General features: G+C 70.5%; 19 protein-coding genes and 1 pseudogene. 11 read left to right on the top strand and 9 right to left on the bottom strand.

Annotated features, from left to right (window positions below):
- Nucleotides 1–17: 17 nt before the first annotated feature.
- Complete coding sequence (locus MKK65_RS17680; RefSeq protein ID WP_243959371.1) at nucleotides 18–2825, bottom strand: PAS domain-containing protein; 2808 nt, start codon at nucleotides 2823–2825, stop codon at nucleotides 18–20.
- Between the two features lie 317 nt (nucleotides 2826–3142).
- Between MKK65_RS17680 and MKK65_RS17675 the strand changes: the two are divergent.
- A pseudogene (locus tag MKK65_RS17675) lies at nucleotides 3143–3625 on the top strand (LysR substrate-binding domain-containing protein); the annotation flags it as partial.
- Between the two features lie 154 nt (nucleotides 3626–3779).
- On the opposite strand, the gene MKK65_RS17670 reads toward MKK65_RS17675, so the two are convergent.
- Nucleotides 3780–4958 (bottom strand): zinc-dependent alcohol dehydrogenase, encoded by a 1179-nt coding sequence (locus MKK65_RS17670; RefSeq protein ID WP_058190829.1) that lies wholly within the window; start codon nucleotides 4956–4958, stop codon nucleotides 3780–3782.
- 269 nt (nucleotides 4959–5227) lie between these two features.
- Here MKK65_RS17670 and MKK65_RS17665 point away from each other — a divergent pair, with 269 nt between their 5' ends.
- Entirely contained in the window at nucleotides 5228–5590 is a 363-nt protein-coding gene (locus tag MKK65_RS17665) for a hypothetical protein (RefSeq protein ID WP_243959369.1), read from the top strand.
- A 115-nt stretch (nucleotides 5591–5705) separates the two neighbouring features.
- Nucleotides 5706–6680, top strand: coding sequence for an alpha/beta fold hydrolase (locus MKK65_RS17660; RefSeq protein WP_243959367.1), 975 nt, complete (start codon nucleotides 5706–5708; stop codon nucleotides 6678–6680).
- Between the two features lie 194 nt (nucleotides 6681–6874).
- Here the strand turns inward: MKK65_RS17660 and MKK65_RS17655 are convergent, their stop codons facing one another.
- Nucleotides 6875–7843: a LysR family transcriptional regulator gene (locus MKK65_RS17655; RefSeq protein WP_243959365.1), complete on the bottom strand. Its 969-nt coding sequence runs from the start codon at nucleotides 7841–7843 to the stop codon at nucleotides 6875–6877.
- 79 nt (nucleotides 7844–7922) lie between these two features.
- On the opposite strand from MKK65_RS17655, the gene MKK65_RS17650 reads away from it, so the two are divergent.
- Complete coding sequence (locus MKK65_RS17650; RefSeq protein WP_243959363.1) at nucleotides 7923–8369, top strand: cupin domain-containing protein; 447 nt, start codon at nucleotides 7923–7925, stop codon at nucleotides 8367–8369.
- Nucleotides 8370–8529: 160 nt separating this feature from the next.
- Here the strand turns inward: MKK65_RS17650 and MKK65_RS17645 are convergent, their stop codons facing one another.
- The 3 genes from MKK65_RS17645 to MKK65_RS17635 all read right to left on the bottom strand — a co-directional run bounded on the left by MKK65_RS17645 (nucleotide 8530) and on the right by MKK65_RS17635 (nucleotide 10003).
- On the bottom strand, nucleotides 8530–8748 hold the full coding sequence (locus MKK65_RS17645; RefSeq protein WP_243959361.1) for a hypothetical protein: 219 nt from the start codon (nucleotides 8746–8748) through the stop codon (nucleotides 8530–8532).
- Nucleotides 8745–9275: an autoinducer binding domain-containing protein gene (locus tag MKK65_RS17640; protein WP_243959359.1), complete on the bottom strand. Its 531-nt coding sequence runs from the start codon at nucleotides 9273–9275 to the stop codon at nucleotides 8745–8747. Before MKK65_RS17640 ends, MKK65_RS17645 begins: the two co-directional genes overlap by 4 nt.
- Before the next feature lie 170 nt (nucleotides 9276–9445).
- Nucleotides 9446–10003, bottom strand: coding sequence for a DNA-3-methyladenine glycosylase (locus MKK65_RS17635; protein WP_243959357.1), 558 nt, complete (start codon nucleotides 10001–10003; stop codon nucleotides 9446–9448).
- A 336-nt stretch (nucleotides 10004–10339) separates the two neighbouring features.
- On the opposite strand from MKK65_RS17635, the gene MKK65_RS17630 reads away from it, so the two are divergent.
- Nucleotides 10340–12070, top strand: a complete 1731-nt coding sequence (locus tag MKK65_RS17630) for an adenylate/guanylate cyclase domain-containing protein (RefSeq protein ID WP_243959355.1) — start codon at nucleotides 10340–10342, stop codon at nucleotides 12068–12070.
- 31 nt (nucleotides 12071–12101) lie between these two features.
- Here MKK65_RS17630 and MKK65_RS17625 read toward each other — a convergent pair whose 3' ends face one another.
- Entirely contained in the window at nucleotides 12102–13349 is a 1248-nt protein-coding gene (locus MKK65_RS17625) for an MFS transporter (RefSeq protein ID WP_243959353.1), read from the bottom strand.
- Between the two features lie 95 nt (nucleotides 13350–13444).
- Here MKK65_RS17625 and gcvA point away from each other — a divergent pair, with 95 nt between their 5' ends.
- On the top strand, nucleotides 13445–14332 hold the full coding sequence (gene gcvA / locus MKK65_RS17620; RefSeq protein WP_243959351.1) for a transcriptional regulator GcvA: 888 nt from the start codon (nucleotides 13445–13447) through the stop codon (nucleotides 14330–14332).
- 109 nt (nucleotides 14333–14441) lie between these two features.
- Entirely contained in the window at nucleotides 14442–16592 is a 2151-nt protein-coding gene (locus MKK65_RS17615) for a helicase-related protein (RefSeq protein WP_243959349.1), read from the top strand.
- A 4-nt stretch (nucleotides 16593–16596) separates the two neighbouring features.
- On the opposite strand, the gene MKK65_RS17610 is transcribed toward MKK65_RS17615, so the two are convergent.
- Nucleotides 16597–18951: a TonB-dependent siderophore receptor gene (locus tag MKK65_RS17610; protein ID WP_243959347.1), complete on the bottom strand. Its 2355-nt coding sequence runs from the start codon at nucleotides 18949–18951 to the stop codon at nucleotides 16597–16599.
- Nucleotides 18952–19064: 113 nt separating this feature from the next.
- On the opposite strand from MKK65_RS17610, the gene MKK65_RS17605 reads away from it, so the two are divergent.
- A complete protein-coding gene (locus MKK65_RS17605; RefSeq protein ID WP_243959345.1) occupies nucleotides 19065–19574 on the top strand; it encodes a GntR family transcriptional regulator in 510 nt (169 codons plus the stop codon).
- Here the strand turns inward: MKK65_RS17605 and MKK65_RS17600 are convergent.
- Entirely contained in the window at nucleotides 19485–20201 is a 717-nt protein-coding gene (locus MKK65_RS17600) for a FadR/GntR family transcriptional regulator (protein WP_243959343.1), read from the bottom strand. The genes MKK65_RS17605 and MKK65_RS17600 overlap by 90 nt on opposite strands.
- 224 nt (nucleotides 20202–20425) lie before the next feature.
- On the opposite strand from MKK65_RS17600, the gene MKK65_RS17595 reads away from it, so the two are divergent.
- The 3 genes from MKK65_RS17595 to MKK65_RS17585 are packed head-to-tail and all read left to right on the top strand — an operon-like array spanning nucleotide 20426 to nucleotide 22931.
- Nucleotides 20426–22447 (top strand): FUSC family protein, encoded by a 2022-nt coding sequence (locus MKK65_RS17595; protein ID WP_243959341.1) that lies wholly within the window; start codon nucleotides 20426–20428, stop codon nucleotides 22445–22447.
- A complete protein-coding gene (locus MKK65_RS17590; protein WP_243959339.1) occupies nucleotides 22441–22635 on the top strand; it encodes a DUF1656 domain-containing protein in 195 nt (64 codons plus the stop codon). Before MKK65_RS17595 ends, MKK65_RS17590 begins: the two co-directional genes overlap by 7 nt.
- A gap of 8 nt (nucleotides 22636–22643) precedes the next feature.
- Nucleotides 22644–22931 (top strand): biotin/lipoyl-binding protein, encoded by a 288-nt coding sequence (locus tag MKK65_RS17585; RefSeq protein WP_243959337.1) that lies wholly within the window; start codon nucleotides 22644–22646, stop codon nucleotides 22929–22931.

Genomic DNA, 22931 nt, shown 5'->3' with positions numbered 1-22931 from the left:
GTGCCGTCGAGGTCACGCTAGCGGCCGATGATGCGCTCGCGCCGCTGCCGGGTGGCGACCTTGCGCAGCAGGCGCGAGAGCTGTTCGACCGAATACGGCTTGTGCAGCAGCTCGAACCCGTAGGTCCCGTTCTGGGCGAGCACATGGCTGTAGCCGGAGGCCAGCAGCACGGGCAGATCGTGATGGTCCCCCCGGATCCGGTGAGCCAGGTCGATCCCGTTCATCCCCGGCATCACGACGTCCGTGAACACCACGTCGAAACGGTCCGCGTCCTTGGCCAACTCGCCAAGGGCCTCCTCCGCGTTGGCGGCCCAGACGGTGACGTAGCCGAGTTCGGCCAGGGTCTGGGTCGCGAATGTTCCGACATCCGCGTTGTCCTCGACCACCAGGACGCACAGGCCATGTCCGTCGACGAGGGGTTCGGGCTCGACCTGCGGCAGGCGGGCGGCCGCCTCGACCCGCGGCAGGTACAGCACGAACATCGCACCCTGGCCGATCACGCTCTGGACCCTGATCTCACCACCCGATTGCTTCGCGAAGCCGAAGACCTGGCTCAGCCCCAAACCCGTCCCCTGTCCCACGCCCTTGGTTGTGAAGAAGGGCTCGAAGATATGTTCGAGCCGCTCAGGGGCGATGCCGGAACCCGTGTCCTCGATACACACCGCAATGAAGTCGCCGGGCACGGCCGGGTGGCTGCGGAGCGGGGGAATGATCGAGACGGGATGCACAGTGATGGTGAGGGTGCCCTCGCCGTCCATGGCATCCCGGGCGTTGACGGCCATGTTCACCAAGGCCGTGTCGAACTGGCTCGGATCGGCGTTGACGAAACAGGGCTCGCCCGGGATGTCCGTGACGATCTTGACGCGCGCGCCACTCAGCGTGCCGACCATGTCGCTGATGGTGACCACGCTCTTGCCGGCATCGAAGACCTCCGGCTTCAGCGCCTGGCGCCGCGCGAACGCGAGCAGCTGGCCCGTGAGCTTGGCGGCGCGTGCGACGGTGTCCGAGATCGCGCCGACGTAGCGCTGGCGTCGCTCCTCCGCCAGGCCCGGGCGCTTGAGCAGGTCGGTGGACGACTTGATGACGGTGAGCAGGTTGTTGAAGTCATGCGCGACACCGCCGGTGAGCTGACCGACCGCCTCCATCTTCTGGGCCTGGCGCAGGGCCTCCTGGGCAGAGGCAAGCTCCGCCTCTCGCGTTTTGACGACGGTCAGGTCACGCCCCACGGCGATGAAATTGGCGCCGTCGGCCTCGGGCGCGACCGTCCATTCGATGGGCTTCCACCCGCCGCCCTTGGCGGCGATGCGGTTCTCGAAGCGTGTCGGCTGTCGCGTCTCTCCCATCCGGGCCAGGCCGGCGAGCGTCGGCCCCATGTCGTCGGGATGCATGAAGGTCGCGTAGGGCCGTGACAGGAGCTCGGCCTCGGACCAGCCGAGGACCCGGGTCCAGGCCGGGCTGACCGCCGACATCATGCCTTCGTAGTTGGCTTGGGCGAGCATGTCCTCGGACAGCGTCCAGAGCCGGTCGCGCTCGGCCGTGCGCTGGAAGACCTGTTGCTCCAGGGTCGTATTGAGGACCTGGAGCGCGTCCTCCATGCGCTTGCGCTCGGAGATGTCGCTGAAGAAGATGGCGACCCGATGCGCGGCCGGCTCGCCGACCCGCAAGGCCCGCACGTCGAACCAGCGTCCGAACACGTCGGCCTTGTTCTCGAAATGGGCCGGCTCGCCCGTCAGGGCGACGCGCCCATACGTGTCGAACCAATGGCGTTCGAGGTTTGGGGCAAAGTCGCTGACCCAGCGACCGACCACGTTGGCGCCGGTCTGGCGTTCGAAGGCCGGGTTCGCTTCGAGAATCCGGTAATCGATGGCGCGGTCCGCATCGTCGAACGTCAGCTCGATGATGCAGAACCCGACGTCGATGCTCTCGAACAGGGTGCGATAGCGGCTTTCGCTCTCGGCCAGGGCGGCGCGCGAGCGGACCTGGTCCGAGACCTCGTAGCCGCCGACGAAGAGGCCGGTGATGGCCCCGGCCTGGTCGCGGATGGGTTGGTAGAGGAAGTCGAGGTACCGGTCGCTGTCCTCGCCGACGAACCGGATCGGCAGGGACCGGGCCGTGAACGGCTCGCCCGTCGCATAGGCCCGGTCGAGCAGTTCGTAGAAGCCCTGGTCGATCAGCTCCGGAAACACCTGGCTGACCGTGCGCCCGACGTAGTCCCGGCGGCCGGCCACCGCGACGTAGGCGTCGTTGACGTACTCGAAGATGTGGCTCGGCCCGCGCAGCACGGCGACGAACCCGGGCATCTGCTGCAGCAGGGCCTGCTGCCGTTCGCGCTCGGAGGAGGCTTGCCGCTCGGCGAGCACCTGACGGGTCGTCTCGGTGCAGGCGCAGAACAGGCCGATGGTCGTGCCGTCGTCCCCCGGGACAGGCGTGTAGGAGAAGGCAAAGTGAGCCTCTTCGGGGTAGCCGTTGCGACGCAGGGTGAGCTGCAGGTCGTCCATGTGTACGGGATCGCCCGCGAACACACGATCCATCAGGGCCCCCACCTCGCCCTGGACCTCGGGCCAGGTCTCGAAGAATGGGCGGCCGAGGGCCGCCGGGTGCCGCTCGCCGAGCATGGGCGCGTAGGTGTCGTTGTACAGCAGGGTGCGGTCCGCGCCCCAGGCGATGAACATCGGTTGTCGTGAGTTGAGCATGACCCGCACGAGGGTCAGGAGCGATGGGGGCCAGTGCTGCTGCGGCCCGAGGGTGGTGCTGGACCAATCGTAGGCACGCATGCACGCGCCCATGTGACCGCCGTCGGCGAAGGCCGAAGTCTGCGAAGCCATGGGCTTAGACCTGTCCATGGCTGTGCAGCGGCCTCGCAGAGGCAACCCGGACAGCGATGTCGCGTGCGTCCTTCGAACGCCGCACCCGGATGGCCGTCCGGGCCGGATCCCTGGTCGAGGCGTCGCCCCCCTCTACCACCTGACTGTCGATCCCGGCAGCAAGCGGTTCCATCGGGGCGATGTAACGGGCGTGTTTGGCGGACATGGCCGCCTCCTAACACACCCGGCGCCAGGGGTGTTTCCTCCCCAGCCACCGACGGGCAATCCGAAGGCGCCCACAGAACCGTTCGCTCTGGCTGGGCGCGCTGGGGCGGCCGGCGAGCGAGGCGGATCTCGCCCTGATCCTGCAGCCGCCGCCCTCCGCGGAGCTGCACCCGCTCGATGCCGGCCACCAGACGCTCTGCGCCTTGATGCGCAAGGGCCGCGCGCTGGCGGCGGAGACCGGGCCTGTGCGGCTGCGCGACGGCCTGGCCCATGACCTGGCGCTGCCCGACCCCGCGCTGGCCATCCGCCACCACATGAGGCGCGCCCTCGCCCGGCGCGGCGTCGAGCTGCGGCCGGCCGTCGCGTCCGGGGCGCTGGAATGCCTGCCCACTCTCACGCTTCGCCAGGACGTGTTCAGCCTGCAGATCCCCAGCGGCATCCCCCAGGATCCGCGCCTGCACGGCCGTTGAATCGACATCCGCGCCCTGACGCCGATGACGCTGGTCCTTGCCCAGCTGCGCGGGCGATCCCGCTCCGTGGCCGCGGCCAAGTTCGCCGATCAGCGTGTTGTTCGGCTCAAGCGCGACGCGGATTGATCCCGTAGCGCGTTCGGCAGGATCCGACAGGCCTGGCGACCGACGAGATCGTCACGGTCACCGCAACAGGCGAACAGAAATCGCACCCCTGACCGGCCGGACGAGCACGCGCCAGACGCCAGAGGCGCGGCGGCCGGAGCCGCCGCGCGCGCACTCAGCCGTGCGGCTTGAACACGACCTTCGTGCAGTTGTCGGTCTTGTCCCGGAACGCCGCGTAGAGCGCCGGCCCTTCCTCCAGGTTGGTGGAGCGGTGGCTGATGATGAAGGACGGGTCGATGTCGCCGTTCTGGATGTGCTCCAGCAGCGGCTTCATGTAGCGGACCATGTGGGTCTGGCCGGTCTTCAGGGTCAGGCCCTTGTTCATGAGGATTCCGAGCGCGACCGGTCCGACGGGGCCGGCGAAGACACCCGGCATCGAGACGTTCCCGCCGGGGCGGCAGGCCAGGATCGCCTGGTTGAGCGCGAACGGCCGCTCCAGGCTCACCGTGTGCTCCAGGATCGCCGAGGAGACCTTCTGGAGCGTGGTGTCGGCCCCGTGGGATTCCATGCCGACCGCCTCGATCACGGAATCGGGGCCCAGGCCGTGGGTCATCTCCATGAGCGTGTCCTGCACGTTCTGATGGCCGAGATCGATGGTCTCGGCGCCGGCCTCGCGGGCGAGCGCCAGCCGCTCCGGCACGCTGTCGATGGCGATGACGCGCTTGGCGCCCAGGAGATAGCAGCACTTCACGGCGAGCACGCCGACCGGCCCGCAGCCCCAGATCGCGACCGTGTCCTCCGGGCCGATGTCGCAATGCTCGGCCGCCTGGTAGGCGGTCGGGAAGATGTCGCTGAGGAACAGGACCTGCTCGTCGCTGAGCCCCTCGGGCACCACGATGGGGCCGACATCCGCGTAGGGCACGCGCAGATACTCGGCCTGGCCGCCGGCGAAACCGCCGGTGATGTGCGAGAACCCGAACAGGCCGGCGAGGGGATAGCCGTAGGTCTGGGCCTGCAGCTTGCCGTTCGGGTTGGTCCGCTCGCAGCAGCTCCAATTGCCCCATTTGCACTGCCGGCACTCGCCGCAGCAGATCGTGAACGGCACGACGATGCGGTCGCCGACCTTGAGCTTGTGATTGTCGCGCCCGACCTCGATGACCTCGCCCATGGTCTCATGGCCGAGGATGTCACCGCATTCCATGGTCGGCATGAACCCGCCCATCAGGTGCAGATCCGAGCCGCAGATCGCGCAGGCGGTGACCTTGATGATCACGTCCCGGCCATGCTCGATCGTCGGATCGGGCACGGTCTCGCAGGTGATCGTGCCGCGGCTCTGCCAGGTAAGCGCTTTCATTCAGAATATCTCCGTCGAATTTTTAGGCGTCGATGGAGCTAACCGGCGCTTTCAGACAAATGATCCCGGGAAAATACCCGCCGTAGATCTGCCAAATATTTTCGCTCTCGAAACGGATCGATCGGGACGGCCCCGTGTTTCTCTATTGCAGTGCAGCAATTTGAGCGGCCGTTCGATCACCGCGGTTGCATCCCGCTCTCAACTCCGGCCGCGCCATCGCCGGCCTGGCTCGCCCAGCGAGCCCGAACCCCGCATCTCAAGGATCACCCATGCGTCTCGCGCTCGCCCTCGGGGCCTCCGCCTTCCTGCTCGGTCTCTCGCAGCTGCCGGTCCGGGCCAGCTCCTGCGCCGAGCAGATCGGGACGATCGAACGTCGCCTCGACAGCGCCGGCGCCGTCCACGTGGCCGGCCTCCAAGACGGCCACACGATCCGCAGCAGCAAGTCGCCGAAGGCCCTGGCGCAGGCGCCGTCCGGCGCGCCGAGCGACGCCCACATGATCTCGACGGCGGCCCACATCTCCGATGCGCGGCGGCTCATCGGCCGGGCGGGGGACGAGGATCGCGCCGGCCAGCAGCGCGCCTGCGAGGACACGATGACCGAAGCCAAGGGCATGATCGGCGCGCTGCCGTAGGGCCCCGTCGCGAAACAGGCGGTCGGCGAGCCCTCGCGCTCGCCGCCCGGATTACAGCGCTTCGGATTGATCCGGTTGATCAGGAGCACGCCCCCTCCCCCTTCAGGATCCGATCATGACGCGTCGCTCCCCCTCCCGCCCCTGGCTCGTGCCGACCCTGGTGGGCTCGGCCGCGGCCCTGGGCGCCTCGGCCCTCTACGCGCTGGCCGCGACCCGCAAGGCGGAGCAGCGCACCCCGCCGATCGGCCAGTTCATGACCGTGGACGGCGTGCGCCTGCACTACATCGAGCGCGGACATGGGGAGCCGCTGGTCCTGATCCACGGCAACGGCACCCTGATCCAGGATTTCCTGGTGAGCGGCATCGTCGACGATCTCGCCAAGCGCTACCGCGTCATCATCTTCGACCGGCCCGGCTACGGCTACAGCGACCGGCCCCGGGGCCTCTGGACGCCCCGCGCCCACGCCACCCTGTTCGCGAAGGCGCTGGAGCGGCTCGACGTGTCGCGGGCCGTCGTGCTCGGGCATTCCTGGGGCGCGCTGGTCGCGGTCGCCCTGGCGCTGCAGGCCCCGCAGCTGGTGCGCAGCCTCGTCCTGGCCTCGGGCTACTACTATCCCACGCTGCGCGCCGACGTGATCCTCACGTCCCCGGTGGCGATCCCCGGCCTGGGCGACCTGATGCGCTACACCGTGTCGCCGCTGGCCGGCCGCCTGATGCTGCCCGCCCTGATCAAGGGCATGTTCGCGCCGGCCGCCGTCCCGGAGCGCTTCGATCGCGCCTTCCCGAAGGCCATGATGCTGCGCCCGCTGCAGTTGCGCGCCTCGGCGGAGGATGCCGCCACGATGACGCCGGCGGCCGCGGAGCTCCAGCACCACTACCGGGACCTGACGCTCCCCGTCGTGATCATCACGGGCGGGGACGATCAGATCGCCGATGTCGGCCGGCAATCGCAGCGGCTCCACCGGGAACTCCCCGGCAGCACGTTCATGGTCATTCCCGGCATGGGCCACATGATCCACCACCTGGCGCCCGATCAGGTCGTCGCCGCCGTGGCGCGCGCGTCGGAGCCGGCCATTCGGGCGGCCGCCTGACCGAGCCTGCCGTGCCGGGACGCATCCTGACGCGGATCGACGGCCTCACCCTGAGCTTGTCGAAGGGATAGCCGGGCCCGCCTTGCGCCGCAGGTGGCGCGGCGCATCGACCGCCTCGGCGTGATCGAGGCCCCGGCGGAGGCGATGGGCCTGCACGGCATTCCGGAGACCATCCGCCGCTCGGCGTGTCCCGATCAGTCATCGGCGAGAGGGTTCGTCCGGCCGGTCGACCCCTGGGAGCGCAAGACCGCCAGGGCCTCCGACAAGGTTTGACGCCACCAGCCGTGTCCGGGATCGTGCTGGAAGCGCGGATGCCACCAGAGATAGGCGTCGCTCGGGGGCAGCAGGATCGGCGGCTCTCTGACTTCGACATCGTGCCGCGACGCGCGATCGGTGATCGCCTTCGGCAGCGTCGCGACGAGGTCGGAGGCCGCGACCATCCAGATCGCGGCCGGGAAGCTCGGGACGGTCATGGCGACGCGTCGGCGCCGCCCGACGGCAGCCAGGGCGGTATCGACGATACCCGTGCGGTCTCCGCCGGTGCTGACGAGCACGTGCGGCAGGGTGGTGTAGACGTCGAGGTCGAGGGGCGATGCCAAGGCCGGGTGCCCCCGCCTCACCACACAGCGGAACGGCTCGGAGATGACGCGCACGCGCATCAACGCGCGGTCGAGCGCGAGCTGCTGCTCGACTTCGGCGCCCGCCAGGACGAGATCCAGGCTCCCGCTCGCAAGGTCTTCAGCGAGGCCCTGGCCGATCGGTCTCACCTGGAAATCGAGGCCGGGGGCTTCGCGCCTCATCCGGCCGAAGAGCTCGGGCAGAACCGTGAACTGGGGATAGTCGGGTGTCGCAAGGGTGAAGCACCGCGTCGAGTGCGCCGGATCGAACGTCGGCTCACGGCCCAGCACGCGTTCGAGTTCCGAGAGCCCGAGTGACAGGCTCGGGCGCAGGGCCAGTGCGCGCGGTGTCGGGCAGAGCGTATGGCCGACCCGAACCAGCAGCGGATCGCCGAACCGCATCCGCAGGGCCCGCAGGGAATGGCTGACGGCCGACTGGGTAAGGCCGAGGGCGCTCGCCGCCTGCGTCACGCTTCGATAATCGAGAAGCGCATCGAGCACCAGGAAGAGGCGAAGGTCGCGCTCGGATACATGACGTGAGCTCATACACCCATGAGAACGCTTAAGCTCGTCTCATGTCCAGCGCCGGCGTACATCCGGCATTCCGTTGGCCAGGAGCACGCCGATGCACCGGAACGAAACCATCACCTTTGCGGGAACGCGCGTCGACATCCTGGTGACGGGCGACGAGACCGGCCAGCAGTTCTCGCTGCTGCGCATCACCAATCCGCCCGGCGTGTGGACGCCGCTGCACCGGCACCTGCACGAGGAGGAAACCATCTACGTGCTGTCCGGACAGGTTCAGGTCGAGACCGGCGGCGAGATCCGCGCGTTGTCCAAGGGGGACGTCGTGATCCTCCCGCGAGGCCAGGCGCATCGTCTGGGGAACGTCGGTCCCGAGGCAGCCGAAGCCCTGGTGTTCTGCACGCCATCCGGCTTCGAGCAGTTCGTCCGAGAGGCGGGGCAGACCGGCACGGCCTCGGCGCCCGCTCAGGCGCCTGACGCCGAGGCTCTGGCACGTCTCGGCAGCCTGTCGACGCGCTTCGGCATCGAGCTGCTGCCGCCGACCTAGAGGCAAGGTCCGCTTCCATGCCTCGTCGCCCGAAGGCGGGCCGGCGTCGATCCGCGCCTCTCGGACGGTTGGGGGGATCATCCGTTGGGGTGGCCACCCCGCGGTTGCTTCGCGGCGCGCGCGATGACGGGTGTGCCCTGCCACATCCCCTCCGGTCGCCTCAATGCAGCGTGTCGTCCGTGCAAGCCTCGCCCCGCACGTCGCGGGCGAGTGCCCGGCCGACATGCTCCACCAGGGGACGCAGGGCGGCGAGCAGGCGCGGGTCGCCGAGTTCTTCCGCGGCGCGCCACATCTCGATCGCGTGGTGGCCCAGGCGCACGATCGCCGGGTCCTCGCCCTCGCGCTGACAGGCCCGGTTCAGGATATCGGACACGCTCATGCGTGCAGCCTCCGCTCGGCGGGCCCGGGCAGCCGGCTCGCCGGCACCGGTGCCGGATGCAGGGGCGCGGCGTCGAGGCCGAAGAACCGGCGCGATGCCGCGACCGTGTCAGGGGTCAGCCGGGCATAGACCGCCAGGATGGAATGGCCCTCATACCGGGTCGGCAGCCCGAGGGGCTCGACGTCCCAGCCGCAGGCCATCAGCCGGGCCGCCCCGGCCTCGTCGGAGCGGTAGGGCGCCTCGCGCCACAAGAACGGCTCGGTGGTGCGCCGCACATGGTTCGCCACCGGATCGATCCGCAGATAATCCCGCGCGAAATAGCGTGTCCGCCAGCCTTCCGGCCAGGATGGCACCAATGCGCAGTTCTGCGTGGAGACTTCGTGCTCCGCCGGCAGATTGGTGATGATGAAGACATCGTAGCCGAAAGACGCGCCGGCCGCCCGCATCTCGCGGAGGATGTCGGAGATCTTCGCCGCCTCCTTGAGGCGGCCGACGATCTCGAAAGCCGTCTGGCTGTCCTGAATCACGGCAGGTCCGAAGGCTTATCGTTAAAAATTTTCACCTGTGGTTGCAGAAATTGTAGCATCCCACAGAGATATCTACATGAGGTTGTCGGTTCGGCCAAGCACCGGCGGATCGGTCCGGCCGTCCGTACGCTTGCGATGCGCGCTGCGATCGAACCGCGCAGGGTCGGCGTTCAGGACGCGACCCGCCGCACCGGTCGGCTGACGAACCGGGAGCCGGCGAGCAGGAAGCGCCAGGGGGTCTCGGCGCCGCGGGTGATCCCGATGCGCCGGTCCGCCGCCACCGGGACGGGCTGGCCCCGGGGCGCGAACCGGAACGGCGGTTCCGCCACCGGCAGGCCGTCCATCGCCCCGGTGACCCCGAGGGCCTGGCACAGGCGGCCCGGGCCGGCGCAGAGCCGCCGCGGATCGTCCAGGCCCCGGCGTGCCGCCATGGCGGCCAGCCCCTCGGTCGGCTCGATCGCCCGGATCAGCACCGCACTGCCGGGCTCGCAGACCAGGTTCAGGCACCAGTGCAGCCCGTAGGACCGGTAGACGTAGACGTGCCCCGGCGGCCCGAACATGCTGGCGTTGCGCTGCGTCGGGCCGGCGAAACTGTGGGAGGCCGGGTCGGTCCGGTCGTAGGCCTCCGTCTCGACGATGATCCCGCCGGCCTCCCCGACCCGGAGACCGGCCCCGATGAGGTCCGCGGCCACCGCGGCGGCGCTGCGGGCGAAGAACGGGTCGGCCATCGGGCGTTTCCAGGTGTCATCCGGGAGGGGGCATCGGGGATGTGTCATCCCGCCCGGGCAACGCCCAGCGCGCAAGTCGGTCGACGGCGCTCGCCCGTCCGGACACGGCGCCGAATTGGCGGACACGCCAGGCAATTCTTCGCCGGAAGCCGGCCGACGGCAACGCCGTTTCCGGCCGCTTCGAAGAGCGCGCGAAGGTTGTCCCGGCCGCCTTCGAATTAGTCCTGACCTGAAACTCGCCGGCAAGTAGAAATACAACGGAGGCCGAGGCCGCCATTTGCTGATACGAGGGGCCGGACAAACGGGCCCGCTGCCGATCTCGTCGGACCTCCCAGCATGATGCGCACCCCGTCGCTTGCGACGCTCCGATCCGCCGCCGGGAGTCCGCCCGCCGCCCCGATCCCGCTGCGCGCCCGGATCCGCCCCGTCCTCAGCCTGCGCCGCCTGCGCCTGGGCAGCGGTCTGGTGCTGTTCGCCTACATCCTCACCCACCTGACCAACCACGCGCTGGGCAACGTCTCCCTCGACGCCATGGAGGATGGCCTCAGCGTCGCCTCCGCCCTGTGGCTCAACCCGCCGGGCCTGGCGCTGCTCTACGGCGCGCTGCTGATCCACCTGCTGCTCGGCCTCCAGGCGCTCTATGCGGCGCGCTACTTCCGCTGGCGGCCCGGCGAGGCGGTGCAGATGGTCTCCGGGCTGCTGATCCCGCCGCTGCTCATCAGCCACGTCACCGCCACCCGGATCGCCTTCGCCACCGAGGGGCTCGACAAGGGCTACGCGCAGGAACTCTACGCCTTCTGGGTCGCCGCACCGCATCAGGGCGCGCTGCAGGCGGCGATGCTCGTCCTCGCCTGGATCCACGGCTGCTCCGGCCTGTATTTCTGGCTGCGGCTGAAGCCCGCCTTCGGGCGCGCCGCCCCCTGGCTCCTGGCGATGGCGGTGCTGGTGCCGGTCCTGGCGCTGCTCGGCTTCGTCCAGGGCGGCCGGGCGATCCTCGCCCTGGCGCAGGACCCGGCCTGGCGGGCCGTGGCGCTCCGGCCCGTCCATGTCGGGCTACCCGATCAGGTGGCCCGGCTCGCCGCCATCCGGGACGGGATGCTGACGACCTATGCCGGCCTCGTCGCCGCGGTCATCGCCGCCCGCGGGGTCCGGACCCTGGCGGAGATCCAGCGCGGCACGATCCGGCTCAGCTATCCCGACGGGCGGGTGGTCCGGGTGCCGCGCGGCACCAGCGTGCTGGAGGCGAGCCGGCGCAACCGGATCCCCCATGCCAGCGTCTGCGGCGGCCGCGGGCGGTGCTCGACCTGCCGGATCCGCGTGCTCGACGGCAGCGACCGGACGGCCCCCGCCGGCCGGGCCGAGCGCGCCGTTTTGGAGCGGATCGCCGCCGGGCCGGGGGTCCGCCTCGCCTGCCAGTTCCGGCCCGAATCCGACCTCGCCGTGGTGCCGCTGTTCCCCCTGCCCCCGCGCGTCCGGCAGGCGGATCTGCTCGACCGGGCGCAGTCCGGCGAGGAGCGCTTCATCGTGGCGATGTTCGTGGATCTGCGCGGCTCGACCCGGCTCGCCGAGGAGCGCCTGCCCTACGACACGGTGTTCATCATCAACCGCTTCCTCGGCGCGGTCGGCGACGCGGTGCGGGAGGCAGGCGGCTCGACCAACCAGTTTTTGGGCGACGGCCTGCTGGCCCTGTTCGGCCTCGAGTCCGACCCCGAGCCGGCGGCCCGCGACGCGCTCCGGGCGGTGGATCTGATCGCCGAACACGTCGCCACCCTCAACGCGCTGCTGGCGGTCGATCTGGAGCACACCCTCCGGTACGGGATCGGCGTTCATGCCGGCCTGGCGATCGTCGGCGAGATGGGCGACGCCACCGATGCCCGGTTCACGGCGCTCGGCGACACCGTGAACGTCGCCTCGCGCCTGCAGGGCCTGACCAAGGTCCTGGGCTGCATCGCGGTGGTCTCGGAGGCGGTCTACCGCGCAGCCAAGACCGCGTCGACGGCGATCCGGGAGATCCCGGTCGAGGGCCGGTCCGAGCCGGTCCGGGTGAGCACGCTGGGGGTGCTCTGACCCGCCGTATGGGTCACGAATCGGTCCCCTGTCAGGCGCGACCCGCCGCCCTCCCCCCGGCGAGATGCCGGGACAGGGCCAGCATGAGCGGCACCACGGCCAGCGCCGTGGCGGCAGCCGCCACCACCGCCCAGCGGGGGCCGGCCGCGTCCCCGAGCCGGCCGTAGAGCAGCGGCGCAGCCAGGGCGCTGCCCCCCAGGGTGCAGGTGTAGAACACCGCGAACGCCCGCTCGACCCGTCCGCCCGGGGCCAGGTCCGGCACCGTGCCGTAGAGGACCGACGAGGTGCCGTTCAGCATCACACCGAGCAGCGGCAGCAGGATCAGCGTGGCGGCGAGCGGCAGGGCGATCACCGCCAGGATCGCCGCCGCGGTTCCGGTCTCTGTCAGCAGCACGGTCCGGGTCACGCCGAGGCGCTCCCCGAGCCGGCCGCACACCGCCTTGCCCAGCGCGCCGCCGATGAACACCAGCGAGAGCGCCAGCCCCACCGTGGTCAGGGCCGCGCCCTTCTCCTGCAGCAGGAACGGCAGGTAGAGCAGGAAGGCCGGGCGGGCGGCGTTGTCCAGGGTGCCGATCGTGACGAGCAGCCCAAAGCCGGGCCGCGCGCCCGCGCCGTCGCCGGCCTGCGCGGCCCGGGCCGCGCCCTTGCGCTCCTCGCACTGTGATCTGGGATCACGCGGCAGCCAGCGGCCGACGCCGAGGGCGACCGCGACGCCCAAGCCGGCGATCACCCAGAGCGCCGTGCGCCAGCCCGACAGGGTCAGCAGGAAGCCGACCAGCGGCGGCACGGCCGCCTTCCCGAGATCGCCGGCGAAGTTGTAGGTACCGAGCGGGCCGCGGGCCGCAGCCCCGTAGGCCCGGGCGATCACGGTCGAGGCCAGCGGGTGCTGGGTGCTGCTGCCGGCGCCTCCAAGCAGCAGGCCGGCGCAGAGGCCGATCAGGCCACCCGACGCCCCGGCGAGCGCGTAGCCGCCGGCGCTGAGCAGCGTGCCGAGGACCAGGACGGTGCGGGCGCCGAGCGACTGGGCGAGCCGGCTCGCCGGCATCTGCAGGGCGGCGAGCGCGCCGTTGTAGAGCGAGCGCAGCAGCGCCAGCGCGACGTAGTCGAGGCCGAACTCCGCCTGCCAGACCGGCAGCAGCACGTAGATCAGGTCGGTGTAGCCGTCGTGGAGGGCGTGGTTGATCCCGGTGACCACGAGGGTGCGCTTGGCCTCGGTGCGCTTGGCTTCCCGGTCCGAGGCGGCGTCGAGCGAGGCGGTGAACTCCGAGGCGCGGGCCATCCTGCTGTCCTTGATGCTTCCACCACAGGATGCGGGTCTCGCGCCCGGCTGACAAACGCCTTATGCTGACACTCGCGTGAGGAAACCTGACACGGATGCATCGCCGCCTGCCGCCGCTCAACGCCGTCAAAGCCTTCGAGGCGGCGGCTCGGCACGCGAGCTTCACCCGGGCCGCGGAGGAGCTGCGCGTCACCCACGGGGCAGTGAGCCGGCACGTGCAGATGCTCGAAGGCTGGCTCGGCGTGCCGCTGTTCGAGCGCCACAACCGGCGGGTGGTGCTCACCGAGGCCGGGCGCAGCTACGCCGCCGAGATCGGCGCCGCCCTCGACCGGGTCGCCCTGGCCACCGCCCGCCAGGTGGAGCGCGGCCGGCCGCGCCTGCTGCACGTCAACGCGCTCGCCACCTTCACCCTGCGCTGGCTGATCCCGCGCCTGTCGGGTTTCCAAGTCGCCCATCCCGCCATCGAGGTCCGGCTGACCACCTCGAACGTGCCGCTGGCGAGCCTCGCCGACCCGTTCGACGTGGCGATCCGCGGCGGGCCGGATACGCGCCCCGGCCATGTCGGGCAGCCGTTCCTCACCGAGCGACGCAGGCCGGTCTGCAGCCCGGCCCTGCTGCAGCGCCTGCCCCTGCAGGAGCCCGAGCAGCTGCGGCACCACACCCTGCTCCATGCGGCGACGCTCCCGCAGGTCTGGCCGCACTGGCTGCGCGCCGCCGGGGTGCCGGATCTGGTTCCGCAGGCCTCCGTGACCCTGGAGCATTTCTACCTCACCCTACAGGCCGCCCTCGACGGCCTCGGCGTGGCAATGGGCCCGGAGCGCCTGATCGCCGACGACCTGGCCGCCGGCCGCCTGATCTGCCCGTTCCCGGGCCCGTCCCTGCCAGCGCGGAGCTACTACACCTACGTGCCGGAGGCCCGGGCCGACGACCCGACGGTCCGTGCCTTCTGCACTTGGCTTACCGCGGCGGCGGGGGACTCCTGAAGCCCGGGGATGGTGTCCGGGATCGGACTGGCGCAAGGATGGTTCTCAGGAACGCGTTCGGCGGCGGCGTCAGCGCCGGCGGGCGGATGCTGCGGCCGAAGGTGAGTCCATGGCGCGCAAGCGTCTCCGCCCCACGATCGTCTACCTGTCCGAGGCCGTGGCGCGGCTCGGGCTCTCTCCCGATTCCCTCGACCTGGAAACCCTGCGCGCCGATCTCGAACTGCCCGAATTCGGCGCCGAGGTCGACGACGAGCGGATCGCCGAAGTCTTGCGCGCCCGGCAGAGGGCTCGGGCCTTTGCCGAGACCGGCGTCCCGGCGGTCCGGAAGGTCATCCCCGCCCTCAAGGCCGCCATCCTGCGGGACCGCCGGGTGCTCTGGAGCATCCGGACCGAGATCCCGCTCCTCGACAATGGCCGCCTGGACCTGCGGATCGACAGCGCTCCGGACCCGGCGGCGGCCGAGATCCTGGCCCGCATGGCGACCCGGAACGACCCGGCGCATCGCGTCGAGGCCCTGCGGGCGGCCGTGGCGGAGCGCGCCGCCGAGGTCACCCGGACCCTGGCCAAGCCGGTCGAGCGCCTGCGGGCGCAGATCCTCCAGGACCTGCGCGAGGTCGGGGCCGACGCCCCCGCCTACATCGCCCATCTCGACCGCTCGCTGCGCTCCCGGGTGTTCACCTTCGGGCCGAAGCTGGCGCGCGCGCTCAACGACACGCTCACCCCCGTGCGCCGCCACGCCAAGGCGGTGGCGAGCGAGGGCTCGCGCCTGCGCCGCCTGCGCGATCAGGTCGGCTTCGGCGCCTATATCGAGCGCTTCAGTGCCGCCCGCCGGCTGAACCGGCGGATCCTGTTCCACATGGGCCCGACCAATTCCGGCAAGACCTATGCGGCCCTGCAGATGCTGACGGCGGCCCCCACCGGCACCTATCTGGCGCCCCTGCGGCTGCTGGCCCTGGAGAATTACGAGGCCCTGCGCGAGCGCGGCCTCCGGGCCGGCATGGTCACCGGCGAGGAGGTCCTGGGTGAGCCGCAGCCGACCCACACCGCCCGCACCATCGAGACCGCCGACCTGACCCGCCCGATCGACGTGGCGGTGATCGACGAGATCCAGATGCTGTCGGATCCCGATCGCGGCTGGGCCTGGACCAACGCCCTGTTCGGCGTGGCCGCCCGGACAGTGGTCGTGTGCGGCTCCGACGACGCCCTGGCCTATGTCCGGCGCGCCGCCGAGGCCGCGGGCGAGTCGCTGGAGGTGATCCCGTTCACCCGCAAGTCGCCGCTGCTGCTGCTCGATGAACCGGTCCCGCTGGAGAAGGTCGAGCCGGGGGACGCGGTGGTGGCGTTCTCGCGCCGGGCCGTGCACGAGAACCGTGAGATCCTGGTCGCCCGGGGCCATCGGGTCGCGACGATCTACGGCGCCCTCTCGCCGGAGGTGCGGCGGGCCGAGGCGACGCGCTTCCGCACCGGCGAGGCCAACGTGCTGGTCACCACGGACGCGATCGGCATGGGGCTCAATCTCGGGCCGCTCCGGCGGATCGTGTTCTCGACCGTGCGCAAGTGGGACGGCACGAAGGAGCGCGGGCTGACCAATTCCGAGATCCGCCAGATCGCCGGCCGGGCGGGTCGCTATGGCCACCAGGATGTCGGCTACGTGGCGGCGACGGAGGCGATCGCGGTGGAGCCAATCCGGATCGCGCTATCGGGCGCCCCCACGGCGCCGGCCGCCGATTCGCGCTTCTTCGTCCGGCCCGACCTCAGCGCGATCCGCTCCGTCGCCGAGGAGATGCAGACCCAGAGCCTCCACGAGGTGCTGACCCATTTCGCCCGGGCGACCTTCTACGCCGGCTCGCCGTTCCAGCCCTCGGCCCTGGAGGAGATCCTGGAGGTCGCGAGGGTCGTCGATCGGGCGCGGCTGCCGATCGAGGAAAAGTTCGCCTTCTCGGTCTGCCCCGTCAACCGCCGCGACGAGATCGCCATGGGCATGCTCGAGCGCTGGAGCCAGGCCCGGGCGGCCGGCACCACGGTCCCGGCCCTGCGGGCGAACCTGGCCGGGGAACTCGACTACCAGGAGCGGACGGTGCGCTTGGCCAGCGCCTATCTGTGGCTGTCGCGCCGCTTCCCCGACACGTTCGACGATGTCGAGGCGATCCGGCACATGCGCGGCCGCGCCAACGACGCCATCGAGCAGCATCTGCGCGAGACCGCGACCCGCAAGGCGGAGCGCCGCACCCGGCGGGCGGGCAGCGCGGGGGGCCGATAGCGACTCACCAGCGGTAGCCGAGGCTGGCGATGACGGTCCGGCCGTTTCCGTAGAAGCAACCGCCCGCCGCGAAGCAGGAGGCGACGGTGGTCCGGTCGAGCAGGTTCGCGGCGTTGACCGAGACCTGCCAGCCCGCCAGTCCGGGATCGGCAGCGCCGAGATCGTAGCGGATCGCGGCGTCGATCAGGGTCACGGGCGGTACCGAGAAATTGTTGGCGGGATCGCCGGCGCTCCGGCCGATGGCGCGGATCCCGCCGGCGAGGCTGAGGCCCGCGAGCGGGCCGGCCGGGAACCGATAATTTGCCCAGAGCGACACCAACTGGTTGGGCACGGACACGAAGCGCTTGCCGACGAGCGCCGGGTTGCCGTCCCGGCGCACGGTGGTGTCGAGGTAGGTATAGGCGCCGATCAGATCGAGGCTGTCGGACAGGGTCGCGCGGGCCTCGATCTCGATGCCGCGCGAGCGCACGGCGCCGGTTTGGACTTTATAGAAGAGGTGCGCCGGGTCGGCGGTGGCGACGTTGTCCTGGGTGATGTCGAAGCCCGAGACGGCGACGAAGCTGTCCAGGCCGGCGGGCTGATACTTCACCCCGGCCTCGGTCTGCCGCGCATGGGTCGGCTTGAACGGGGTGCCCGAGAAGCCGGTGCCCAGCGTCGGCTCGAACGACGTCGCGTAGCTCGCATACGGTGCCAGACCGCCGTCGAACAGGTAGACGGCGCCGACCCGGCCGGTGAAGGCCTGGTCGTCCTGGCTGGAGGTCAGGGCCGTCAGGCGGTTGGCGGTATCGAGCAGGGACCAATCCTGCCTGCCCCCGACCGTGACGGCCCAGTGGTCCAGACGCATCTGGTCCTGGGCGTAGAGGCCGACGCGGTTCCAGTCCTGACGCGTGCTCGGCGCGGCGGGTGGACGCGCGAAGGGCCGGCCGTAGACCGGCGCCGCAAAGTCGATCGCCGGCACCGGGCCGAAGCCAGAGGCGTTCACGTCCGCCTGGGAGCCCTGATAGCCGAGCCCGAGCAGGATCGTATGGCCGATCGGTCCGGTGGCGAAGTCGGCCAGCACCTGGTTGTCCAGGGACACGCCGTCGACCGCCTCCCGAGACCAGGAGGCCGAGCGCTCGAGCAGGCTCGCGGTCGCGCCGAACGGGGCGAAGAAGTTGATCGCCACGCCCTCAAAGCGTGTGTCGATATGGGCGTAACGCAGGTTCTGGCGGACGCTCCAGGTCTCGTCGAAGCGGTGCTCGAAGGCGTAGCCGATCATCGCCTGCTGGCGGCCGTAAGCATCGAAGCCGGGCTCGCCCGGAAAGAAGCTGCGCCGGATCCGGCCGGCCGGGCTGGGGAACAGGGTTCCCTCGGCCGGAAGCCAGCCTGCGAAATTGTTGTGCGGATCGTTCTGGTAGAAGCCGAGCCAGGTGAGGCGCGTGTCGTCGTCCGGCCGCCAAGCCAGCGCCGGCGCCAGCACGAGCCGCTGCTCCCGGGAGAAATCGGCCTGGGTGTCGACCCGGCGGCCGAGGCCGTTGAGGCGATAGGCCCAGCTGGCGTCCTCGGTGATTGGGCCGCCGAGATCGAAGGCCGCCTCGGCGCGGTTGCGGTTGCCGGTGGTGAGCGTGACCGCGCGGACGGGCTGCTCGGTCGGCCGCTTGCTGACCATGTTCACGATGCCGCCCGGGCTCGCCTGCCCGTAGAGCACCGAGGCCGGCCCGCGCAGCACCTCGACACGCTCCAGCACGGACGGATCGATGACCTGCGCAGACCAGTTGCCGCCCTTGACCAGCGGCAAGCCGTCGAGGACCTGCGGGTTGGTTGCGCCCGCCGCGAGGCCGCCGAAGCCGCGCAGGAACACGCTTTCCAGCACGCCGCCGATCCGCGTGTCGGCGAACACGCCCGGCGTGTAGCGCAAGCTGTCGCCGACGCTCCGGGCCGCCTGCTGGGCGATCTGTTCTCGGGGAATCACCGACACCGCCTGCGGCACTGCGATGACCGGCGTGTCGGTCTTCGTAGCTGTGGCCGAGACGCGCGCCACGAGACCGGGGACCGGATCGGTCCCGGTCATTCCGCGGCCGCTGACCGTGAGAGCCGGCAGCGCGATCTCGGTCGCGTTGCTGCCGCGTTGGCCGAGGGCGGCGCCCACGAATTCGGCTGGCATCCGGGCCGTCGCGGCGTGATGCCGAGGCGTCGAGGGCGGGCGTGGTTCGTCGCTCGCTGACCCGGCCCTGGCCGGGCGGGGCTCGGCGCGAAGGGCCGCCGGGGAGAGACTCAGGATCACCGTGAACAAGCCGCCGGCCATCCGCAGGCGCAGGCCCGAAGGCCGCGGCCGATCGAACGTACCGTTGGCAAGGCGAGATGGCGGGCGTGGCGGCATCGGCGATCTCCGATCGAGGAAGCCCAGCGCTACGGCGATTGCCCGAGTCGGTCAATAAAGGTAGGATGATTGGATCAAACGATCTTTTAGCACGATTCCAGGGAGGTCTGTCGATGGATCGCGAGCCGTTCACCCTCCACGATGTCTCAACGTTTCCCATCGTGCGGCTGCGCGCTGAGGAAGCGCGCCCACCCGGGTACGCCACCGCCTGGTGCCAGGAGATGGACCGACTTCTGGCCAGCGAAAAACCCTTCGTGCTCGTCTATCCGGGCCGCCGCGATGACGAGTTGCATGACGACCGCGTCGCCCGGGGTCTCTGGCTGAAGCGGAACAAGGAGGTCCTGGCGGGGCGCTGCCGGGCCTTGATCGTCGTGGAGCCCGATTCGGATCGGCGCCGCGCGTTGGAGGCGGCCTTTCCCGGCCTCGTCCGCGCGTTCGGCACGCCTCAGGTCGCCTGCGCCACCGATCAGGACGCCGTCTCGCTCGCCAGGCAAGCTCTGGGGGCGGAGGGCCGAACGGAGCCGGGGGGCCGATCAGACGCTGGAGGTAACAGGCGTCTCGACATTCGCGAGCGCGTCGAGGATCGGGCCGACGATCGCCCGGGCGGCCTCTGCCGCCCCTGATTCGTCTCGGTCCCGAATCGCGTCGAACACCCGGCGATGGGCGGCGAGGTCGGGCTCGGGCAGGGTGATGTCCGCGAGCGCCGTGCTCGTGCTGCCGTGCAACGATAGAGCGAAGTAGCGGTAGAGTTCCGCGAGGGCGGCGTTGTCGCCGCATTGCGCGACCGCGACATGGAACGCGATGTCGCGCGCGATGAAGTCGGCGAGATCGCCGTCCGGGGGGCGTTCCCCCCGCTCGTTCAGCAGGGCTTCGAGCCGCCGCACGTCATCGTCGTTCCGCCGGGCCGCAGCCTGGCGCGCGGCCTCGGTTTCGAGGAGCGCGCGCAGCTCGAAATGGTCTCGCAGGCTCGCATGCGTCACCCGGCGCATGACCTCAGCCGGGTCGATGTTCAGGCGCACATAGGTTCCGTCGCCCTGCCGGACCTCCAGAACCGCGGCATGGGACAGGACCCGCACAGCTTCCCGCACCGTGTTCCGCCCGACCTGCAGCATCTCGGCGAGTTCCGCCTCTTTCGGTATGCGTGCGCCGACCTTCCAGCGGCCGGTCTCGATCTCCGCGCGGATGAGGTCGATGGTCGAATCGACCAGGGAGCGGCGGGGGACCTGTGGAAGGGACGCGGCGAGCACCATAGCGCTCTTATAGCGAGCAAAGAGGGATCATCCCAGCTCTGGTCACACGGATTGACATGTCCCGCATAAAGGTAGGATGATCCTATTTAAGCCATCGCCGAGACAGCTATGGGACCCTCACCTCTTCGACCCGGGATCGCCGGCTCGAGCGTCGCGGCCGAAGCGCTGGCCGCACCCGCATGACCCACCCAGCTCCCTCTCCATCGCTGCGTGCGTCCGCCTTCTTGCGGAGTGCCCGGGATCGCTTTCTCGCGATCGACATCCTGACGCCCCGCACTGCCCATGTCGCGCGATCCACCAGCGCTGCGACGCTAGCCCTCGGTCTCGCCTTCTGCCTGCAGCTCGAGACGCCCTATTCTGCGGCCTCGACGGTCCTGCTGGTCGCCAACGCGAACCAGGGCGCTGTTCTCGCCAAGGGCGGATGGCGCCTTGTCGGCACGGTGATCGGCGCAGGCGCCGCCCTCGTCCTGATGGGCCTCTTCATCCAGGCTCCCATCCTGTTCATCTTCGGCTTCGCCCTCTGGCTCGGCCTCTGTACCGGTGGAGCGACGCTGCTCCGGCACTTCCGAGCGTCCGGCGCGGCCGTGGCCGGCTATACGGTCGGCCTCGCCACGTATGACGCGTTGGAGATGCCCGAGCGGGCGCTGGATGCCGTGCTCGGCCGTACAGCCACCGTTGCGGTCGGGGTGGTCTGCCTCGGGGTGGTGACGGCCCTGTTCAGCAAACGTGCAACGCGCGTCGCGCTGGATAACGCTCTGATCGGGCAGTTCGGTACGATTGCGGGCGTCGCCTTGGAGCGGCTGCGAAGCCAAGAGCCGGCGCATAGCCTGCCAACCCCGACACAGATTGCCGGCCTCTTCGCGGTCGATGATCTGCTGGAACTGAGCCGAGCCGAGTCCCCGGACCTGGCAAGGCACAAGGGCGCAATTCGCGACACCATCGCTGCCCTGTTCAGCGCGCTGCTGGGCAGCTCGGACCTGTGTGACGCCGATCCGCAAGCAGGCCAGGATTGCGTCGTGGCGCATGAAGGCGTCGTCACCGAACTGCCGCGGATCCTGTGCGCGCTGGAGGCTCGGCGCTTCGAGGAGGCGCTCGAACGGATCACCGCGTTGAGCGGCGCGGTGCAGGCGCGCGCCAGGCGCGCCGAAGCCGCGGATACCGGAACATCCGCCCCGCTGATCGCCCTCGACCGCCTCGTCGCGTTCATCGAGGATTACAGGTCGGCGCTGTCGGGAATGGCACGGCTCCAGGGTGGCCGCCCGGCGCCTGCGCGGTCATTCCGGTTCCATCGGGACTGGGGGGCGGCGACGGAGAACGGGCTGCGCTCCGCGCTGGCGATCCTGCTCGCCGGCGCCTTCGGGATCGCGACCGGCTGGAGCGACTGGTCGCTCCTGCTGCTCATCCTCGCCCCCTATCTGGCCCTGCTCGCCATGACGGGCAATCCGGCCGCGGGCGCCGTCGCGTTCATCACCGGGACACTCGTGGCCGTGCCGGCGGCTTTCGTCTGCGCTTTCGGCCTGATGCCCCAGGTGCAAGGCTTCCCGCTGCTGATCGCGGTGATCGCGCCGTTCTGGATGGTGGGCCTCTACGCCACCACCCTGCCCCGGCACGGGCCGTCCGGGCTCGCCTACCTGGTTGCGTTCAACACGCTCGTCGGAGCCACGAACCCGATGGCGTTCAGCCTGCCGGCCTTCCTGAACCAGGCCTTCGGCTGGATCGCAGCAGTCTTCGTCACGCTTCTGGCCTTTCGACTCCTCCTTCCGCACGATCCGCGCCGGCAAGCCCGCCGCATCCGGGCGGCTCTGCGCCGCGACGCCCTGGCGCTCCTGCATTCGGACCCACCGGAGCATCGGCACGTCTGGGAGCATCTTCAGCACCACCGGCTGGCCCGCCTCGCGCTGAGCCTGAGGGCCGATCCGGAGGCAGCGGCGATCATGGCGGAGGGGATCGCCGGGCTGCGCCTCGGCCGTGCCGCGATTCGGGCACGCGGCGCAGCCCGACATGCCACCACACCGGCGTTCCTCCACACGACGACCCTGCGGGCCCTGGCCGAAGCCGCCCGGACGCCGCGACAGGCTCGTGACATCCTCGCGGCGGCGGCAGCCGAGATCGCCGCGCGATCGATCGAGGATCTTGGCGCTTGGTCGGCGGCCCATCGGATCGCCGCCTGCCTGACCGACATGGCAGTGCTGCTCGAAGCCCATACGGACGGATCCTTCGACCGGCACCGGAGCGCCCCATGCTGAGCGAGGTCGCGATCGGGGGCGTCTACCTGCCGCCCATCCTCATCTACCTCGTGGCAGCCATTCCGGTCTTCGCGGGGCTTCGCGCCGTCCTGGACCGTGCCGGAGTGCTGCGCTGCGCCTGGCATCCCGCGCTCCTGGAATGCGCGGTGCTGCTCGCGACGGTGGCGCTCCTCATCCTGTTCGTCTGAGTGCCGCCATGACGGTCCTGAAGCGCCTGCTCCGCCCCTGGCTGACCTTGGCCACCGTCGCCGCGACGGCGGCGCTGCTCCCGGCCCTGTGGCAAGCCTACATGCTGGCGCCCTGGACACGCGACGGGCGGGTCAGCGTCGAGGTCGTGCGGGTCACCCCCGAGGTCTCGGGTACGGTCGTCGACATGCGGGTCGTCGACAACCAGTTCGTCCGGCGCGGCGATATTCTCTACGTCATCGATCCGCACCGTTTCCAGCTGGCCCTCGACGGCGCGCAGGCCGCGGGTCCTCGCTAG

The sequence above is a fragment of the Methylobacterium sp. J-001 genome (genome assembly GCF_022829565.1).
Classification (GTDB): Bacteria; Pseudomonadota; Alphaproteobacteria; order Rhizobiales; family Beijerinckiaceae; genus Methylobacterium.
This window is presented reverse-complemented; position numbering and strand designations above follow the sequence as displayed.